Consider the following 17219-nt stretch of genomic DNA (forward strand, 5'->3'; position numbering starts at 1 on the left):
TGCGGTACTCACTTTGCGATCGCCTCCGTGGTGATGCCGTTGGTGTCGTTCGTGTCGTTCGTGTGCTCGGTCAGGGCGAGGAAGACGTCGTCGAGGTCGGGGGTGTGCATGGTCAGCTCGTCCGCCTCGATGCCGGCCGAGTCCAGCCAGTCGAGGATCGAACGCAGTTCGCGCTGGGTGCCGTCGCTGGGGATCTGCAGGGACAGCGTCTCGTCGTCCGTGGTGACCTCGCGCAGCGCGACGGCCGCGGACCGGTACGCGATCGGGTCGGAGAACCGCAGCCGCACATGACCGCCGGGAATGAGCCGCTTCAGCTCCTCCGCCGTCCCCTCGGCGGCGATCCTGCCCTTGTTCAGGACCGCGATGCGGTCGGCGAGTTCGTCGGCCTCTTCCAGGTACTGGGTGGTGAGGAAGATGGTGGTGCCCTCGACCACCAGCTCGCGGACGATCTCCCACATCGTGCGCCGGCTGCGCGGGTCGAGGCCCGTCGTCGGCTCGTCGAGGAAGATGATCTGCGGGCTGCCCACGAGCGTCATCGCCAGGTCCAGCTTCCGGCGCATGCCGCCGGAGTAGGTCGCCGCCAGCTTGTCCGCCGACTCCACCAGGTCGAACCGCTCAAGCAGCCCCGAGACCAGCTTGCCGCCGGAGCGGACACGCTTCAGGTCCGCCATCAGCTGGAGGTTCTCCCGGCCCGAGAGCAGCTCGTCCACCGCGGCGAACTGACCCGTCACGCCGATGGCCGAGCGCACGCCCTTGGTGCCGGTGGCCACGTCGTGCCCGGCGATCCGCACCGTCCCGGCGTCGGCCTTCATCAGGGTCGTCAGGACGTTCACCGTCGTCGTCTTGCCCGCCCCGTTCGGGCCGAGCATGGAGTAGACCGAACCCGCGGGTACATCGAAGTCGATGCCGTCGAGGACGACCTTCTCGCCGTATGCCTTGTGCAGTCCTGCGACTGCGATCGCTGAAGTCATGGCTCAACCATCGGGGCCGGGCCTGACACCCACCTGTCACTGCCCTGACACCGCGACTGACACGCGCGAGGGAGGGCACTCGGCCATTGGGATCCCTGCGGTATGCCGGCTTCGCGGTTCTGCGCGAGCCTGGCCACCCATCGCAGTCTCGCGGGGCCGGCCCACCTGACCGACAGGGGTAGACAGACATGAATGCGCAGCGCCCGACCACCGACGAGTCCTACTGGATGGCGACCACCCCCGGTACCGGCTACCCGCCCCTCGACGCGGACCTGACCGCGGACGTCGCCGTCATCGGTGGCGGCATCGCAGGGCTCTGCACCGCCTGGGACCTGGTCCGCGCCGGCCTCGACGTGGTCGTCCTGGAGGCGGACCGGATCGCCGCCGGCGTGAGCGGCGCCACCACGGCCAAAGTGACCGCCGCACACGGTCTGATCTACGCGCGGCTGGAGGCCAAGCAAGGCGCCGACGCGGCCTGGCTGTACGCGCGCTCCCAGCAGGAAGCCGTGGACCGCACCGCCGCCCTCTGCGACGAGCTGCACATCGACGCGGAGCTGGAACGCGCCCCCGCCTTCACCTACGTACAGGACCCCGAACGCGTCGACGAGATCGAGCAGGAGGCCGCGGCGGCACGGCGGGCCGGCCTTGACGCCTCCTTCGTGACCGACACGGAACTCCCCTTCGACATCTCCGGGGCGGTACGCGTCGGCGGCCAACTGCAGTTCCATCCGCGGAAGTTCCTGCTCGCACTGGCCGAGAACATCATCACGGCCGGTGGACGCATCTTCGAGCGCTCGCGGGTCACCGCCCTGCACGAGGACCACGTCTGCCGGCTGACCACCGAGAGCGGAGCCACGGTCCGGGCGCGCGACACGGTCATCGCCACGCACTACCCCGTCTTCGACCACAGCCTGCTCTTCACCCTGCTCACACCCCGGCGTGAGCTGGTGATCGCGGCGCCGGTGCCGGCCGACGCGGCGCCCACGGGCATGTACATCACGCCGGAGAACCGGGTCCGCTCGGTGCGCAGCGCCCCGTACGACGAAGGTCGGCGGCTGCTCATCGTGACCGGTGAGTCGTTCGAACCGGGTGCGGGCGACGACGTCCGTGGCAGGTTCGCCCGCCTCGACGCCTGGGCGAGCGCGTCCCTGCCGCCTTTCGCGCAGGCGGACTCCGTCTATCGCTGGGCGACGCAGGACAACGACTCCGTCGACCGGCTGCCCTACGTCGGCCATGCCAACCCCGGCACCCAGCACGTCTTCGTCGCCACCGGCTTCGGCGGCTGGGGCATGAGCAACGGCGTCATGGCGGGCCGGCTGCTCACCGCCCACATCGTGGGCGGGCCCCGTCCCGCCTGGACCGAGCTGTTCGACCCGCGCCGACTGCCGCCGGTCCGCGCCACCGGTGAACTGGCCGCCCACCAGGCGGCCGTGGCCAAGCACTTCATCGGCGACCGACTGCACACCAGTCACGTCGACGCGGTGACCGACATCCCGCCCGGCAGCGGAGCCGTCGTACGCCTGGACGGCCACCGGTGCGCGGTCTACCGCGACGAGGCCGGGCAGGTCAGCGCGGTCTCCGCGCGCTGCACCCACCTCGGCTGCCTGGTGCACTTCAACAACGCCGAACGAGCGTGGGAGTGCCCCTGCCACGGCTCCCGGTTCGCCACGGACGGCTCCGTCCTGCACGGCCCGGCCACCCGCCCGCTGGAACCGCGCGAGACACCGGATGCCCCGGACCGCCCGGATCAGCGGACCTAGGCGAGCCGCGCCCACACCGTCTTGCCGACCTCCCGCTCGGCCACGCCCCACTCGCTCGCAAGCGCCGCCACCAGAAGCAGACCCCGGCCCGACTCCTCCTCAGGGGCGGGCAGTTGGGGGTTCAGCGGCGGCCGGCTCTCGGTACGGCAATCGCTCACCTCGATGCGTACGACACCGTCCGCGCACCCAAGGCGCAGCTCGAAGTCACGGCCCGCGACCCGGCCGTGCGTCACCGCGTTCGCCGCCAGCTCGGCCACGATCTGCGCCGCGGCCTCGGAGCGTTCACTGCCGTACGGCAGTCCCCACTCGTCGAGGTGGTACCTCGCCAGACGTCTCGCGAGACGCGCACCTCGGGGCGTCGCGCTGAAACGCTGCGTGAACACACTTACGGGGGTGGCGGTTTGCGCTCGTTGTGGCATGGCGCCCACCGTGGCCTCGCGGCACGTCCCTCACCAGGACCCCAACTCGTACGCTCCGTATTTGTACGAGTGCGAAGTGTGGACAGTACGCGTAACCGACCGTGACCATGGGCGAGTTGGCGGGGACAGGTAAGCGAGCGTCAGGGGATACCCGTGATGTCGTCAAGTACGCAGGGCAGCAATGAGCCCGAACCGACTGATGGGCTCAAGGCCTTCGGCGCGGCGGTCAAGAGCTTCCGCAAGCGGGCCGGATTTACGCAGGAAGCGCTGGCCCCCGAGATCGGCTACTCCACGCACTTCCTTGCATCGATCGAGCAGGGGAGGAGGTTTCCGCCGCCGCGGTTCGTCGACCAGTGCGAGGCCGCGCTGGACGCCTTCGGCACACTTCGCCTGATGGTTAATCAGCTTTCGCGGCAGCGGGGGCTTGCGTCGTGGTTCCGCCGCTGGGCTCAGCTTGAGCAGGAGGCACTGAATCTCTATACGTACGAATGCCGGTTGATTCCGGGGTTGTTGCAGACGGAGGCGTACGCCCGGGCCCTGTTCAGCTCTCGGGTCCCGCTCCTCTCCGACCAGGAACTGGAGGAGCAGGTCGCGGCCCGGCTGGAGCGGCAGCGGCTGCTACGGGAGCGCCCCAACACGGACTTCAGCTTCATCATCGAGGAGTACGTCATTCGGCGGGGCGGCGCAGAGGCGACCCAAGGGCTCATCGAGCATGCGCTTGAAACCACTTCGCCCCGCAACATCCAGTTGCAGATCATGCCGCTGACGCGGGGCATGCACCCCGGGCTCGACGGACCCATCCGGCTCCTGGAGACGCCGGACAACAGGTGGTTCGGGTACTGCGAGGGGCAGGAGAGCGGACAGTTCGTCGCCGACCCGAAAGTCACCAGTACGCTGCAGATGCGGTATGCGAAACTGCGCTCACAGGCCCTCACTCCCGAGGACTCCGTGCGCCTGTTGGAGCAACTGCGAGGAGCGCAATGAGCACCATCGAACTCGCCTGGTTCAAGAGCAGTTACAGCGGCAGCTCCGGCGACGACTGCGTTGAAGTCGCCCTGGCCTGGCGCAAGTCGAGCTACAGCAGCGGCAGTTCAGGCGACTGCCTGGAAATCGCCCCCTGCCCCACCACCATCCACGTACGCGACTCCAAGAACCCCGAGGGCCCCCAACTCGCCCTCTCCCCCATCACCTGGCAGGCCTTCGTCGGCCTCGCCCGTACACACCAGTAGGGCCGCTGGGACGAGCTCTTCGAGTACCTGGACTGAGCAGAACGGTGCCGGCGGCCGCCAGTACCGCGACGATCCCGCCGATAACCATCACCACGGTGGTGGACCACGCGTCCACCACCGCCCCACCCGCCAGCGCGCCGAACGCGAAGGTCGCCTGGAACGAGGACGTGAACAGCACGGACGCCGCCTCGGGCGCACGCGGTGCCGCCGTCACGAACCACGTCTGCGAGCAGACCGGCACGGCGCCGTACGCGACGCCCCACACCAGCAGCAGCGCGAACGCACCCACCCTCCCCGTGCCGAGTACGGGCAGCAGCAGCGTCGCGGCGGCGAGGAGCGACGCGGCCACCGTGAACGTGGCGCGCAGTTCACGCCGTACCCACGCTCCCGCGAGGAAGTTGCCGAGGATGCCCGCGACGCCGTACGCCAGCAGGAACACGGTGATGAGCCGCGGGCCCGCATGCGTCACGTCCGCCAGGAACGGCGTGACGTAGGTGTACGTACCGAAGTGGGCCGTCACGATGAGGAACGTGGCCAGCAGGCCGACCCGCACGCGAGCCGTACCCAGCAGGTCCCGCAGCACGGTCAGCCGGGTGACCCGCTCCGGCGGCAGGGGCGGTACGGACACGACCAGCGCGGCGAAAACGGCCAGGGTCAAACCACCCATCGCAATGAACGCCGCACGCCAGCCCGTGAGTTGACCCAACAGCGTCCCCGCGGGAACCCCGAGCACGGAACCCAGCGGTACGGCGGAGAAGATCACGGCGGTCGCCCGTCCCGCCTGCGCCGCGGGGACCAGGCGGGCGGCGAGTCCGGCGCCGATGGACCAGAAGGCGCCGATGACGAGTCCGACGAGGACGCGGGAGACCAGCATCAGCCAGTACCCGGGCGCGATCGCGGCGAGGAAGTTGGCCAGGGCGAGGACCAGCATCAGGGCGCAGAGCATGCGCCGCCGGTCGACGCGTCCTGTCGTCACCGTCACGGTGGGGGCGGCGACGGCGGCGAGGATGCCGGGCAGGGTCATCATCAGGCCCGAGGTGCCGTCCGAGAGGGCGAAGGAGTCGCCGATGGGGGTCAGGAGGCCGATCGGCAGGATCTCGGTGGTGACGATGCAGAAGATCCCCATCGTCACGGAGAGAACGGCGGGCCAGCCGTTGAGCGGAGGGCGGAGAGCGGGAGCAGGTGCGGGAGCGGGCATGACGCCGAGTCCATCAGCGCCAACTGCCCCCGGTCTGGCATGAATTCGACGTCAATGTGCCGACGTCAATGTATCCACCGCAGCGGCAGCGCTCAGCTTCTGCGCACCACCCGTATCCCCACCGCATCCTGCTGCTCCACACCGCTGTCCACCGCGAGGTGCAGGGGCACGAACACCACCGTCCAGTAGAAGCCGAACAGCCAGCGGCCGACGAGCGGGAGGAGTCGGGGGCGGCCGCCGTCGGAGGCGCGGACGACGCGCAGGCCCGTCGTCAGCTTGCCGAGGCTCGCGCGGGTCGCGCGGGTGAGCAGGACGTGGTTCAGGAACGAGGAGCCGAGCAACGCGCCGAGCGCCGCGGCCCACACCGTCGGGGACTGCACGTGGAGTTCGACCACCCCGTCGGCCGCCGTGACGCCGGTCGCCCCGGCGGCCGCAAGGCCGCACATCAGGGCGATGAGGGCGTCGACGGTCGCGGCGGTGAGCCTGCGGGGCTGCGTGGCGGGCCGGGCGGGGGCAGCCGTGCGGGTGAGGTCTCGTTGCTGGGTGATCACGGTGCCCCAGCGTAGGCGTGGACGGCGCACCCTCGGTGCGTCGCCTGCGCCGCGTGCGGAGCCGTGCCCCCACGGGACAAGAACTCCGCACGCGGCTACGTCAGTGGGCCCCCGCCGCGGAAGACCCTTCGTGCACCCTCTGTTCGGCTATTTCTCCCCCGGCCTCCATCGGAGCCGTCACATCGTCGTCGTCCTTGCGGCCGCCGATGTGGTTGAAGACCAGGTTCAGGAGCACCGCGGCGACACAGCCCGTGGAGATGCCCGAGTCCAGGATGATCTTCGCGGTCTCCGGGAACGCGTGGTAGAACTCCGGCGCCGCGATCGGGATCAGGCCGACGGCCAGCGAGACGGCGACGATCAGGACGTTGTTGTCCTTCTCCAGGTTCGCCTTGACCAGCGTCTGGATGCCGCTCGCCGCGACCGAGCCGAAGAGCACGACGCCCGCGCCGCCGAGCACCGGGCGGGGCACGACCGCGATCAGCGACGCCGCCATCGGGCACAGGCCCATCAGGACCAGGAAGCCGCCGCCGACGGCCACGACGTACCGGCTGCGAATCTTGGTCATCGCGACCAGGCCGATGTTCTGCGCGAAGGCGCTGCACATGAAGCCGTTGAAGAGCGGGCTGACCGCCGAGCCGAGGCAGTCGGCGCGCAGGCCCGCGGCGATGGTCTTCTCGTCGGCGGGGCGGTCCACGATCTCACCGAGGGCGAGCATGTCGGCCGTGGACTCCGTCATGGAGACGACCATGACGACACAGAGGGAGACGATCGCCGCCGCCGCGAACTGCGGGGCGCCGAAGTGGAACGGCGTGGGGAAGCCGACGATGTCCGCTTCGCCGACCGGGCTGAAGTCCGTGACGCCGAAGGGGATCGCGACGAGCGTGCCGACGACGAGGCCGAGCAGCACGGCGATCTGCTTGACGAAGCCGGTGGTGAAGCGGCGCAGGAGCAGGACGATCACCAGGGTGATGCCGGCGAGGCCGAGGTTCTTCATCGAGCCGTAGTCGTCGGCGCCCGGCACCGGGCCCTGGGCCCAGCCGAAGGCCACCGGCATGAGCGAGATGCCGATGAGGGTGATGACGGTGCCGGTGACCACCGGCGGGAAGAAGCGGACCATCTTCGAGAAGAAGGGGGCCGCTATGAAGCCGAGGAGGCCCGCCACGATGACCGCGCCGAAGATGATCGGCAGCGCGTCGTCCTTGTCCTTGGTCGAGTCGACGACCGCGAGCATGGGGGCGACACCGGCGAACGTGACGCCGTTGACGAAGGGGAGTCGGGCGCCGATCTTCCAGATGCCGAGCGTCTGGAGGAAGGTCGCGAGTCCGGCGGTGAAGAGACACGCGCCGGTCAGGAACGTGAGTTCCTTGGCAGAGAGGCCGATCGCCGCGCCGACGATCAGCGGCGGGGCGACGACTCCCGCGTACATGGCGGCCACGTGCTGGAGGCCGGTGGTCGCCATCTTCAGGGGTGGGAGCTTCTCGTCTACGGGATGTACGGGTGGTATGGACCCCTCGCCGTCGCTGTCTGATGTTTCTGGGGTGGTGCCTTGCTTGGTGAACCTGGGCTTTGTGGCCACTGTGGCTCCTCCGGTTGTTTTCCAGTGCGTACGGGCTGTGCCGGCACTTCGCTTCTGGGAGGTGGTGCGTGGTGCAAGGACTTGCTCGGTATGAAGTTGTGGGTGGTGCGCCCAGGTAGTACTGACCGCCCCGGGAACGTGAAGCTTTGGGCCACGTTCCGGGGCGGCACTTGAACAGCCCGCTCGGCTGTTCAAGTCCGGTCAAGGGCCGTCCCCCCTGACCGGAGTTCCAGGTGTCAGCTCTCGGCGGAGATCCGCGCGAGGCGCTGTGCCTCCTCCCGCGTGGAGCGGGCGATGGCGTCCTCGTCGACGTGGAGCAGGCGGCCGTTCTCGACGACCGGCTTGCCGTTGACGAGGGAGAGCGTGACCGGGGCCGCCGCGCCGAAGACGATGGCGGTCACCGGGTCGGCGATCGAGGAGTGCCCGATGCCGTCGATCTTCCAGAGGACCAGGTCGGCGAGCTTGCCCGCCTCCAGGGAGCCGATCTGCGTGGCGCGGCCCAGGACCTGCGCGCCGCCGTACGTGCCGAGGCGCAGCGCCTGGCGCGCGTTCAGGGCGGCTTCACGGTGCGCGCCGAGGCGGTTGATCAGGAGCGCGTTGCGCAGTTCGGTGTGGAGTTCGCCCGACTCGTTGGAGGCGGTGCCGTCGACGCCGAGGCCGACGGGGACGCCCGCCTTCAGCATGTCGGGTACGCGGGCGATGCCTGCCGCGAGGCGGGCGTTGGAGGACGGGCAGTGGGCGACGCCCGTGCCGGTGCGTGCGAACGCGGCGATGTCGGAGTCGTTCATGTGGACGCAGTGCGCCATCCACACGTCCTCACCGAGCCAGCCGGTCGACTCGAAGTAGTCGGTCGGGCCCATGCCGAAGAGCTCATGGCAGAACTTCTCCTCCTCGACCGTCTCACTGCCGTGGGTGTGCAGGCGTACACCCAGGCGGCGGGCCAACTCGGCGCCCTGCTTCATGAGTTCGGTGGAGACCGAGAACGGCGAGCAGGGGGCGACGGCCACCTGCGTCATCGCGTCGAAGGACGCGTCGTGGTGCTTCCTGACGGTCTCCTCGGTGGCGGCGAGCGCGCCTTCGAGGGTCTCGACGGCGAAGTCCGGCGGCAGGCCGCCGTCCTTGACGCTGCGGTCCATGGAGCCGCGGGCCAGGGTGAAGCGGACGCCCATCTCGGAGGCGGCGCGGATGATCGAGCCCGACAGGTCGCCGGAACCCTTCGGGAAGACGTAGTGGTGGTCCATGGCGGTGGTGACACCGCCGCGGGCCATCATCCCGAGGGAGCCCTGCGCGGCCGCGTACGTCATCTGCTCGTCGATGCGCGCCCACGTCGGGTAGAGCGCCACCAACCAGTTGAAGAGGTTGTGGTCGGTGGCCAGGCCACGGGTGATCCACTGGTAGAAGTGGTGGTGCGTGTTGACCAGGCCGGGCGTGATGAGGTGGCCGGTCGCGTCGACACGGCGTACGACGTTCTCCAGTCCCTCGGGGGCCTTGCCGGCGCCGATGGACTCGATCTTGTTGCCCGCGACGACGACGTACCCCGATGCGTACTCGGTGTCACTGGCGTCGACCGTCGCGATCGCGGCGTTCTCGATGACGATGCGCTCTACCGCACTGTCGGGGTTTGCCGATGCTGCCATGGTGCTTCCTTTGTGGGTGAGTGGCGAGGTGGGCACGGCATGACCCTAGGAAGATTTGAGTGCCGCGGCGGTGGAGCCACGGGTGCCGAGATGGTGGAAGAACAGATTGAGCGAGACCGCGACGAGCGCGCCCGCGCTGATGCCGGAGCCGAGCACGGTCTGCGCCCAGGCCGGGAAATCGGCGTAGAAGGTGGGCGCGGCGAGCGGGATGATGCCCGCTCCGAGCGCGACGGCCACCAGGATGATGTTGGAGCTGTCGTCCAGGCCCGCCTCGGAGAGCGTGCGGATGCCGCTGACGGCGATGGAGCCGAAGAGGACGATGCCCGCGCCGCCGAGGACCGGCATGGGGACCACGTTGACGACCGCGCCGAGCACCGGGAAGGCGCCGAGCACGATGAGCGCGCCGCCCGCGACGGCCACGACATAGCGGCTGCGTACACGTGTCAGGGAGACCACGCCGACGTTCTGCGCGAAGGCCGAGGTCGGGAAGCCGCCGAAGACGGGTCCGACGAGGGTCGCGATGCCGTCGGTGCGCAGGCCGCGGGTGATGGTCTTCCCGTCGGTCTTGCGGTCGCAGATCTCTCCGAGGGCGAGCATCCCGGCCGCCGACTCGGTCATCAGGACCAGCATCACGATGCAGAGCGAGAGGATCGCTGCGGGCTGGAAGGTGGGGGCGCCCGCGGCGAAGGGGGTGGGCAGCGCGGCGAGCGGCGCGGACTGCACGGAGCTGAAGTCGGCCATCCCGAACGGGATCGCGGCGAGCGTTCCGATGAACATGCCAGCCAGCAGGGCGACTTGCTTGAGGAAGCCGCGCCCGAAGCGCTGGAAGAGCAGGATCACGACGAGCGTGAAGGCGGCGAGCGCCAGGTACTTCATGTCGCCGAAGGTCGGGTCCGTGTCGTCGCCGCCCTGCGCCCACTTCACGGGCACGGGCATCAGCGTGACGCCGATGAGCGTGATGACGACGCCGGTGACCAGCGGCGGGAAGAAGCGGAGCAGCCTGCCGAAGAAGGGGCCGATCGCGAGGCAGAAGACGCCCGCGACCATCACCGCGCCGTAGATCGCGGGGAGTTGGTCGCCTTTGGCGTTGGTCTCGGCGATGGCGAGGATCGGCGCGATGCCTGCGGAGGATGCCGCGTTGACGAAGGGGAGCCGGTTGCCGACGAAGCCCTTGGCGCCGAGCGTCTGCAGGATGGTGGCGAGACCGGCGATGAGCAGCCCTGCCGCGATGAGCCGGGTCTGGGCCACGGTGTCCAGGCCGCAGGCCTGGCCGATGATCAGCGGAGGGGTGACGACGCCCGCGTACATGGCGGCGATGTGCTGGAGCGCGGCGGGGAACAGCCGCGAGGGGTGAAGCTTTTCATCCACCGGATGGCAGGCGGCAGTTGACTCGCCGTCGGCCATGTCCGATGGGGTGGTACACGGGCCTTTCGCCGGCCCCGATGCAGGCTGTGCCATTGCTGCTGTTCCCTCCGGTGTGGCGCGCCCCCGCCCACTGCGGTGCGGGGGCGCGCGTCCCGCGTCAGAGGTTGGTCATGTCGACCGGGATCTTCGGCTGGACGCCGTCCCTGAGAACCGTGGCCTCGATCAGGCCGTAGGGGCGGTCAGCCGCGAAGTAGACCTCGTTGTCGTTCTTCAGCCCGAAGGGCTCGAGGTCCACCAGGAAGTGGTGGTTGTTCGGCAGCGAGAAGCGGATCTCGTCGATCTCGCTCCGGCTGTTGATGACGCGCGAACCCATTTGGTAGAGGGTCTGCTGCAGCGAGAGGGAGTACGTCTCGGCGAAGGCCTGCAGGATGTGCTTCTTGGCCTGCTCGTACGACTTCTCCCAGTTGGGCATCCGGTCCGCGTCGCTGGTCCAGTTGTAACGCCAGGCGGCCGACACGTCGGTGCACAGGATGCGGTCGTACGCCTCCTTCAGCGTCGTGTACTTGTCCTTGACGTAGCCCCAGAACTCCGAGTTGGTGGAGTTCATGACCGTGAGGTCCTTGAGCCCGGAGATGATCTCCCAGTTCTCGCCGTCGAAGGTGATCTGGGAGGTGCGCAGCTCCTGGCCCTTGCGGGCGAAGGAGTGGTTGACCTCGTCCGAGCCGATGAACTTGGAGTTGTTGTCCGAGGTCGCGATGCGCTCCCAGGAGTACTCCTCGATCCGGATCCGAGCGCGGTGGATCGGCTCCTGCGACGTCACGAAGTGACGGGCGAGGTGGATGCCGAACTGCTCGGCGGACTCGATGCCGTACTCCTTGGCGAACGCGAACACCGTGTTCTTGGTGGTGTCGGTCGGCAGGACGTTGGCGTTGGAGCCCGAGTAGTGCACGTCGTCCATGTCGCCGGAGAGGGCGACCGAGACGTTCAGGTCCTTGATGTGGTGGGTGTCGCCGTCCCGCGTGATCTTGACGACGCGGTTCTCTGCTTTGCCGTACTGGTTCTGGCCGAGAATCGTGGGCATGTCTGCTAGCTCCCTCGGTAAACGGAGTAGCCGAACGGGTTGAGCAGCAGCGGTACGTGATAGTGCTCGCCCGGTGTGACGGCGAATGTGATCGCCACCTCCGGGAAGAACGCACCGCTGTCCCTTACGCGGGGGGCGTCCTGCTGCGCCTCGGCTTGCTTCTTGTCGAAGTACTCCTCGACCTCGAAGTCGAGTCGTACGTGGGTGGTGCCTTCCGGCAGGGCCGGGAGGTCCTTGCAGCGCCCGTCCGCGTCGGTCGCGGACCCGCCGAGCGTCACCCATTCCGCGTTCCGGCCGCTGCGGGCCGTGAGCGTGATGGCGACACCCTCTGCGGGGCGTCCGACGCTGGTGTCCAGGATGTGCGTGGACACCGAGGCGGTGGTTTCCGTGCTCATGCGTTCTCTTCCTCTGCTTCCTCGACGAGGCGGGTCAGCCGGATGCGGTTGATCTTGCCAAGCTCGGTGCGCACGATGTCGCGCTCCTGCTCGGCGGTGTTGCCGATCCGGGTCCGGACCGCATCGCGCATCTGCTCACCGGTCGCCCCGGTGGCGCAGATCAGAAAGACATGACCGAACTTCTCCTGGTAGGCCAGGTTCAGTTCGAGCATTTCGGCCTTGAGCTCTTCGGAGGCCCCCGCCATGCCCCGCTGTTCGCGGGACGAGGTGGGGTCGCCGGGCTTCGGGCGGCCGATCGGCGGGTGCCCCGCCATCGCCTCGGCCAGATCCTTGTCGGCCAGTTCGGCCGTGGCGGCGTCACTGGCGGCGAAGAGGGCTTCGACGGTGGAGAAGGGGCGCTGGGAGAGCAATGTGCTTCCCCAGGCCGAAGAGGCACAGACCTCGTGGAGGGCGGCGGCTGCCGCGCTCTCCGTCAAGGCGTTGAACCGGGCGAGACCCGGTGTCGTACTCGAAGTCACGGGGAGCCTCCGTGGCCTTGTGCTGGACGGGCTGCGGATAGCTAACGCCAGCTGAAACACCACGTCAACACTTTGTTGAAAACTTCGCGTTACAGAAAACCGCCGTCCGGTATCCGGACGGCGGCCTCGGTAGTAGACCTCACACGGTCGATGACCTGGGGTTCCTCGAACCGCTGGGGCTCAGGTTGAGCGGTTCAAGTAGTTGTAGACGGTGAAACGGCTGACGCCGAGCGCGCCGGCGACCGTCTCCACGCCATGCCGTACGGCGAAGGCGCCACGCGCCTCGAGTATCCGTACGACCTCCTGCTTGGCCTTGCGGTCGAGCTCGGACAGGGGCATGCCCCGCTTGCGCTCCAGGGCCAGCAGGATGTGGTCGAGGGAGTCCGCCAGCTGCGGAAGGCGTACGGCGACCACGTCCTGCCCCTCCCAGGCGAGCACGACGTCGTCGGTGCCCGCCTGGGAGGGCGGCACCATCTCGCCGCCCATGGCGTCCACGAGCGGCTTGACGGCGGCCACGAAGGGGTCGTGGTCGTCTCTGGACCCGGTCATCCGGCGGCCTCCCCCGACTCTCCGAGCACGTTCACCTGGAGCGAGACGCGGGTGGCGCCCGCCGCCAGGGCCTTGCGCAGCAGGGCGTCGACGGCGGTCAGGACCTCGTCGGCACCACCCTCCGCGGTGTTGCCGAACGGACCCACGTCCACGGCGTCGAGATCGGCTCCCTGAATGACCTCCCGGGCCACCACCGCATGGGGCGGGGCCTCGTCCAGGTCGAACGGTTCGGTCGTGAACTCCACTCGCAATCGCACGGGCCCAACCTACTGCCGCGTTTCCGATTTCCGGGAGGCCCCTCTTGACAAGGGCCGAGCCTCGACGGCAATCTTCCATCAGACAGAAATTAACTTCCGCAATACGGAAGGAGCGCGGAAGCCCCATGGGATACTCCGACCAGCGCTTCAATGTGAACCTGTCGATCCTCTTCACGGAACTCCCGCTCCTGGAGCGCCCCGCGGCCGCCGCCGCGGCGGGCTTCACAGCGGTCGAGCTGTGGTGGCCCTGGGTCGACGCCCCCACCCCCGAGCAGTCCGAGCTCGACGCCCTGCGGGCCGCGATCACGGACGCCGGCGTACAGCTGGTGGGCCTGAACTTCTACGCCGGGCAGCTGCCGGGCCCCGACCGGGGCGCGCTTTCGATCCCCGGCGAGGAGAGTGAGAAGTTCCGTGCGAACCTCTCGGTGGCCGCGGACTTCGCCCAGTCCCTGGGCTGCAAGGCGCTGAACGCGCTGTACGGCAACCGGGTGGAGGGCGTGGACCCCGCCGTCCAGGACGAACTCGCTCTGGAGAACCTGGCGTTGGCGGCGCGGGAGGCCGACCGGGTCGGTGCGATCCTCTTGATCGAGGCGCTCAACAAGCCCGAGTCGCCGCTCTGCCCCATCGTCAGCGCGCCTGCGGCTGTCGCCGTGGTGGACAAGGTGAATGCCCTTACCGGGCTTGGTAACGCCAAGTTCCTTATGGACCTTTACCACCTGTCCATGAATGGCGAGGACCTGCCTGCCGTCATTGAGCAGTACGTCGCTCAGACCGGGCATGTGCAGATCGCCGACAACCCGGGCCGTGGGGCCCCGGGGACAGGGTCGCTGCCGCTTGAGGAGCTGCTGGATCAGCTCCGCAAGGCCGGTTACGAGGGATACGTCGGGCTGGAGTACAAGGCCGGCGACCGTCCTAGCGCGGAGTCCTTCGGCTGGCTGCCGACTGCGGACTAGACCGCCGCTTCGCGGCGGATCTTTCCCGCCCTCCCCCAAGCTCTTAAGGAGCAGGGGGCACCCCCCTCCCGAAACTCCGCAGTTAGAAAGGCTCCACCAATGAGCAACCTTCCCAAGATCGCGTGGATCGGACTCGGCATCATGGGGTCCCCCATGTCCGAGAACCTGATCAAGGCTGGTTACTCCGTCACCGGCTTCACCCTTGAGCAGGACAAGCTGGACCGGCTCAGCGCCGCCGGCGGCACCGCCGCCACGTCGATCGCCGAGGCCGTCAAGGACGCCGACGTCATCGTCACGATGGTGCCCGCCTCCCCGCAGGTCGAGGCCATCGCGTACGGCGAGAACGGCATCCTGGAGAACGCCAAGTCCGGCGCGCTGATCGTCGACATGTCGTCGATCACCCCGCAGACCTCCGTGGACCTGGCCAAGGCGGCCAAGGAGAAGGGTCTGCGCGTCCTGGACGCCCCCGTCTCCGGTGGCGAGGCCGGTGCCATCGAGGCCGTACTGTCGATCATGGTCGGCGGCGAGCAGGCCGACTTCGACGAGGCCAAGCCGCTCCTGGACGCCCTCGGCAAGACCATCGTGCTGTGCGGTCCGCACGGCTCGGGTCAGACCGTGAAGGCCGCCAACCAGCTGATCGTCGCCGTGAACATCCAGGCGTGCGCCGAGGCCGTGGTCTTCCTGGAGAAGTCGGGCGTGGACCTGACCGCCGCGCTCGACGTCCTCAACGGAGGGCTTGCGGGCTCGACCGTACTGACCCGCAAGAAGGACAACTTCCTGAACCGCGACTTCAAGCCCGGTTTCCGGATCGACCTGCACCACAAGGACATGGGCATCGTCACCGACGCCGCCCGCAATGTCGGTGCCGCGCTGCCCGTCGGCGCCGTGGTCGCCCAGCTGGTCGCCTCCCTGCGCGCGCAGGGCGACGGCGGCCTCGACCACTCCGCCCTGCTGCGCGCCGTCGAGCGCCTCTCGGGCGCCGAGCTCTAAGCGGACCCGACGAAGTCCGGTGCGGTATCGCGCCCCGTAAGGGGCGCGGGGAACTGCGCGACCAGCCCCCACCGGCCCGCGGATCCATCACCGCACTTCCAGCGGAGCGCTTAGAGCTCAACCGAACTTCCGGGCCGTGGCGGCGCTGACACCTGTCCTGTCGCGCCCAGGCGTCGCCGCGGCCCGGAACCATAACCTCAACTTCAACAAACTGTTGACGTAGCTGTTCAGGCGTACTTACGCTCGCGTCACCTCAGCAGTTCCCGCACGGAAGGCCCACCCGACACATGTCGAAGCGCGTGCTTACGACCGAGTCCGGCGCTCCTGTCGCCGACAACCAGAACTCCGCCACCGCCGGCGTCGGTGGCCCGCTTCTCCTCCAGGACCAGCACCTGCTCGAGAAGCTCGCCCGCTTCAACCGGGAGCGCATCCCGGAGCGCGTGGTGCACGCCCGCGGTTCCGGCGCGTACGGCTACTTCGAGGTGACGGACGACGTCACCGCGTACACCTCGGCCGACTTCCTGAACACCGTCGGCAAGCGCACCGAGACGTTCCTGCGCTTCTCCACGGTGGCCGACAACCTCGGTGGCGCGGACGCGGTCCGTGACCCGCGCGGCTTCGCGCTGAAGTTCTACACCGAGGACGGGAACTACGACCTCGTCGGCAACAACACCCCGGTGTTCTTCATCAAGGACCCGATCAAGTTCCCCGACTTCATCCACTCCCAGAAGCGCGACCCGTTCACGGGCAAGCAGGAGGCGGACAACGTCTGGGACTTCTGGGCGCACGCCCCCGAGGCGACGCACCAGATCACCTGGCTGATGGGCGACCGCGGCATCCCCGCCTCGTACCGCCACATGAACGGCTACGGCTCGCACACCTACCAGTGGACGAACGCCCAGGGCGAGGCCTTCTTCGTCAAGTACCACTTCAAGACGAACCAGGGCATCCGCAGCCTCTCCTCGGAGCAGGGCGCCGAGATCGCGGGCAAGGACCCGAACTCGCACCAGACGGACCTCCTCCAGGCCATCGAGCGCGGCGTGAACCCGTCCTGGACGCTGCACGTGCAGATCATGCCGGCGGCCGAAGCGGCGGAGTACCGCTTCAACCCGTTCGACCTCACCAAGGTGTGGCCGCACAAGGACTACCCGCTGCAGCGCGTGGGCCGTCTGGTCCTCGACCGCAACCCGGACAACGTGTTCGCCGAGGTGGAGCAGGCAGCCTTCTCCCCGAACAACTTCGTCCCCGGCATCGGTCCGTCCCCCGACAAGATGCTCCAGGGCCGTCTGTTCGCCTACGCGGACGCGCACCGCTACCGCCTGGGCGTCAACCACACCCAGCTCGCGGTGAACGCGCCGAAGGCGACGAAGGCCGACAACTACGGCCGTGACGGTCTGATGGCGTCCAACGCGTACGGCCGTGACCGCAAGAACTACGAGCCCAACTCGTACGACGGTCCCGCCGAGACGGGCCAGGCCCTGTCGGCCCCGCTCGCCGTCAACGGCCACACGGGCACGCACGAGGCCCCGGCCCACACCAAGGACGACGACTTCTTCCAGGCGGGCGAGTTGTACCGCCTGATGACGGAGGAGGAGAAGTCCCGTCTGGTGGCGAACATCGCCGGCGGCCTGTCCCAGGTCTCCCGCGACGACGTCATCGAGAAGAACCTGGCCCACTTCCACGCCGCCGACGCCGACTACGGCAAGCGCGTGGAGGAGGCGGTCCGCGCCCTGCGCGAGGACTAGAACTCCCCAGCTGCGTCAGGGGTAT

General features: G+C 68.7%; 18 protein-coding genes. 6 read left to right on the forward strand and 12 right to left on the reverse strand.

Annotated elements, in window-relative coordinates:
- Positions 1-8: 8 nt before the first annotated feature.
- Positions 9-971, reverse strand: a complete 963-nt coding sequence (locus tag AB0G47_RS06880; protein WP_360764788.1) for an ATP-binding cassette domain-containing protein — start codon at positions 969-971, stop codon at positions 9-11.
- Between the two features lie 188 nt (positions 972-1159).
- Between AB0G47_RS06880 and AB0G47_RS06885 the strand changes: the two genes are divergently transcribed.
- A complete protein-coding gene (locus tag AB0G47_RS06885) occupies positions 1160-2731 on the forward strand; it encodes an FAD-dependent oxidoreductase (protein ID WP_360764789.1) in 1572 nt (523 codons plus the stop codon).
- On the opposite strand, the gene AB0G47_RS06890 is transcribed toward AB0G47_RS06885, so the two are convergent.
- On the reverse strand, positions 2728-3150 hold the full coding sequence (locus AB0G47_RS06890) for an ATP-binding protein (protein WP_360764791.1): 423 nt from the start codon (positions 3148-3150) through the stop codon (positions 2728-2730). The two genes, AB0G47_RS06885 and AB0G47_RS06890, sit on opposite strands and share 4 nt — an antisense overlap.
- Before the next feature lie 156 nt (positions 3151-3306).
- On the opposite strand from AB0G47_RS06890, the gene AB0G47_RS06895 reads away from it, so the two are divergent.
- Positions 3307-4134: a helix-turn-helix transcriptional regulator gene (locus tag AB0G47_RS06895; RefSeq protein ID WP_360764793.1), complete on the forward strand. Its 828-nt coding sequence runs from the start codon at positions 3307-3309 to the stop codon at positions 4132-4134.
- A complete protein-coding gene (locus tag AB0G47_RS06900; protein ID WP_360764795.1) occupies positions 4131-4379 on the forward strand; it encodes a DUF397 domain-containing protein in 249 nt (82 codons plus the stop codon). The genes AB0G47_RS06895 and AB0G47_RS06900 overlap by 4 nt, the downstream gene beginning before the upstream one ends.
- Here the strand turns inward: AB0G47_RS06900 and AB0G47_RS06905 are convergent.
- The 10 genes from AB0G47_RS06905 to AB0G47_RS06950 all read right to left on the reverse strand — a co-directional run bounded on the left by AB0G47_RS06905 (position 4336) and on the right by AB0G47_RS06950 (position 13506).
- On the reverse strand, positions 4336-5577 hold the full coding sequence (locus tag AB0G47_RS06905; RefSeq protein WP_360764797.1) for an MFS transporter: 1242 nt from the start codon (positions 5575-5577) through the stop codon (positions 4336-4338). The two genes, AB0G47_RS06900 and AB0G47_RS06905, sit on opposite strands and share 44 nt — an antisense overlap.
- A gap of 92 nt (positions 5578-5669) precedes the next feature.
- Positions 5670-6128, reverse strand: a complete 459-nt coding sequence (locus tag AB0G47_RS06910; protein ID WP_360764799.1) for an RDD family protein — start codon at positions 6126-6128, stop codon at positions 5670-5672.
- Between the two features lie 100 nt (positions 6129-6228).
- Positions 6229-7587 carry a nucleobase:cation symporter-2 family protein gene (locus tag AB0G47_RS06915; protein ID WP_360765152.1) on the reverse strand — a complete coding sequence of 453 codons (1359 nt, stop codon included), beginning with the start codon at positions 7585-7587 and terminating at the stop codon, positions 6229-6231.
- 353 nt (positions 7588-7940) lie between these two features.
- On the reverse strand, positions 7941-9341 hold the full coding sequence (locus AB0G47_RS06920; protein ID WP_360764801.1) for an 8-oxoguanine deaminase: 1401 nt from the start codon (positions 9339-9341) through the stop codon (positions 7941-7943).
- Between the two features lie 45 nt (positions 9342-9386).
- A complete protein-coding gene (locus AB0G47_RS06925; protein WP_360764803.1) occupies positions 9387-10799 on the reverse strand; it encodes a nucleobase:cation symporter-2 family protein in 1413 nt (470 codons plus the stop codon).
- A gap of 64 nt (positions 10800-10863) precedes the next feature.
- Positions 10864-11787: a factor-independent urate hydroxylase gene (gene pucL, locus AB0G47_RS06930; protein ID WP_360764805.1), complete on the reverse strand. Its 924-nt coding sequence runs from the start codon at positions 11785-11787 to the stop codon at positions 10864-10866.
- Positions 11788-11792: 5 nt separating this feature from the next.
- A complete protein-coding gene (uraH, locus tag AB0G47_RS06935; protein ID WP_360764807.1) occupies positions 11793-12182 on the reverse strand; it encodes a hydroxyisourate hydrolase in 390 nt (129 codons plus the stop codon).
- Positions 12179-12700 carry a 2-oxo-4-hydroxy-4-carboxy-5-ureidoimidazoline decarboxylase gene (gene uraD / locus AB0G47_RS06940; protein ID WP_360764810.1) on the reverse strand — a complete coding sequence of 174 codons (522 nt, stop codon included), beginning with the start codon at positions 12698-12700 and terminating at the stop codon, positions 12179-12181. Before uraD ends, uraH begins: the two co-directional genes overlap by 4 nt.
- Before the next feature lie 180 nt (positions 12701-12880).
- Entirely contained in the window at positions 12881-13249 is a 369-nt protein-coding gene (locus AB0G47_RS06945) for a helix-turn-helix domain-containing protein (RefSeq protein ID WP_360764813.1), read from the reverse strand.
- On the reverse strand, positions 13246-13506 hold the full coding sequence (locus tag AB0G47_RS06950; RefSeq protein WP_266871818.1) for a hypothetical protein: 261 nt from the start codon (positions 13504-13506) through the stop codon (positions 13246-13248). Before AB0G47_RS06950 ends, AB0G47_RS06945 begins: the two co-directional genes overlap by 4 nt.
- A gap of 125 nt (positions 13507-13631) precedes the next feature.
- Here AB0G47_RS06950 and AB0G47_RS06955 point away from each other — a divergent pair, with 125 nt between their 5' ends.
- The 3 genes from AB0G47_RS06955 (at position 13632) to AB0G47_RS06965 (ending at position 17194) form a co-directional block, all read left to right on the forward strand.
- A complete protein-coding gene (locus tag AB0G47_RS06955; RefSeq protein ID WP_360764816.1) occupies positions 13632-14459 on the forward strand; it encodes a TIM barrel protein in 828 nt (275 codons plus the stop codon).
- Between the two features lie 99 nt (positions 14460-14558).
- A complete protein-coding gene (locus AB0G47_RS06960; protein WP_360764819.1) occupies positions 14559-15449 on the forward strand; it encodes a 2-hydroxy-3-oxopropionate reductase in 891 nt (296 codons plus the stop codon).
- Between the two features lie 287 nt (positions 15450-15736).
- Positions 15737-17194 carry a catalase gene (locus AB0G47_RS06965; RefSeq protein WP_360764822.1) on the forward strand — a complete coding sequence of 486 codons (1458 nt, stop codon included), beginning with the start codon at positions 15737-15739 and terminating at the stop codon, positions 17192-17194.
- The last annotated feature ends 25 nt before the right edge of the window (positions 17195-17219 follow it).

It is taken from the genome of Streptomyces sp. NPDC021622, from assembly GCF_040640795.1.
In the GTDB taxonomy this organism is placed as follows: domain Bacteria; phylum Actinomycetota; class Actinomycetes; order Streptomycetales; family Streptomycetaceae; genus Streptomyces.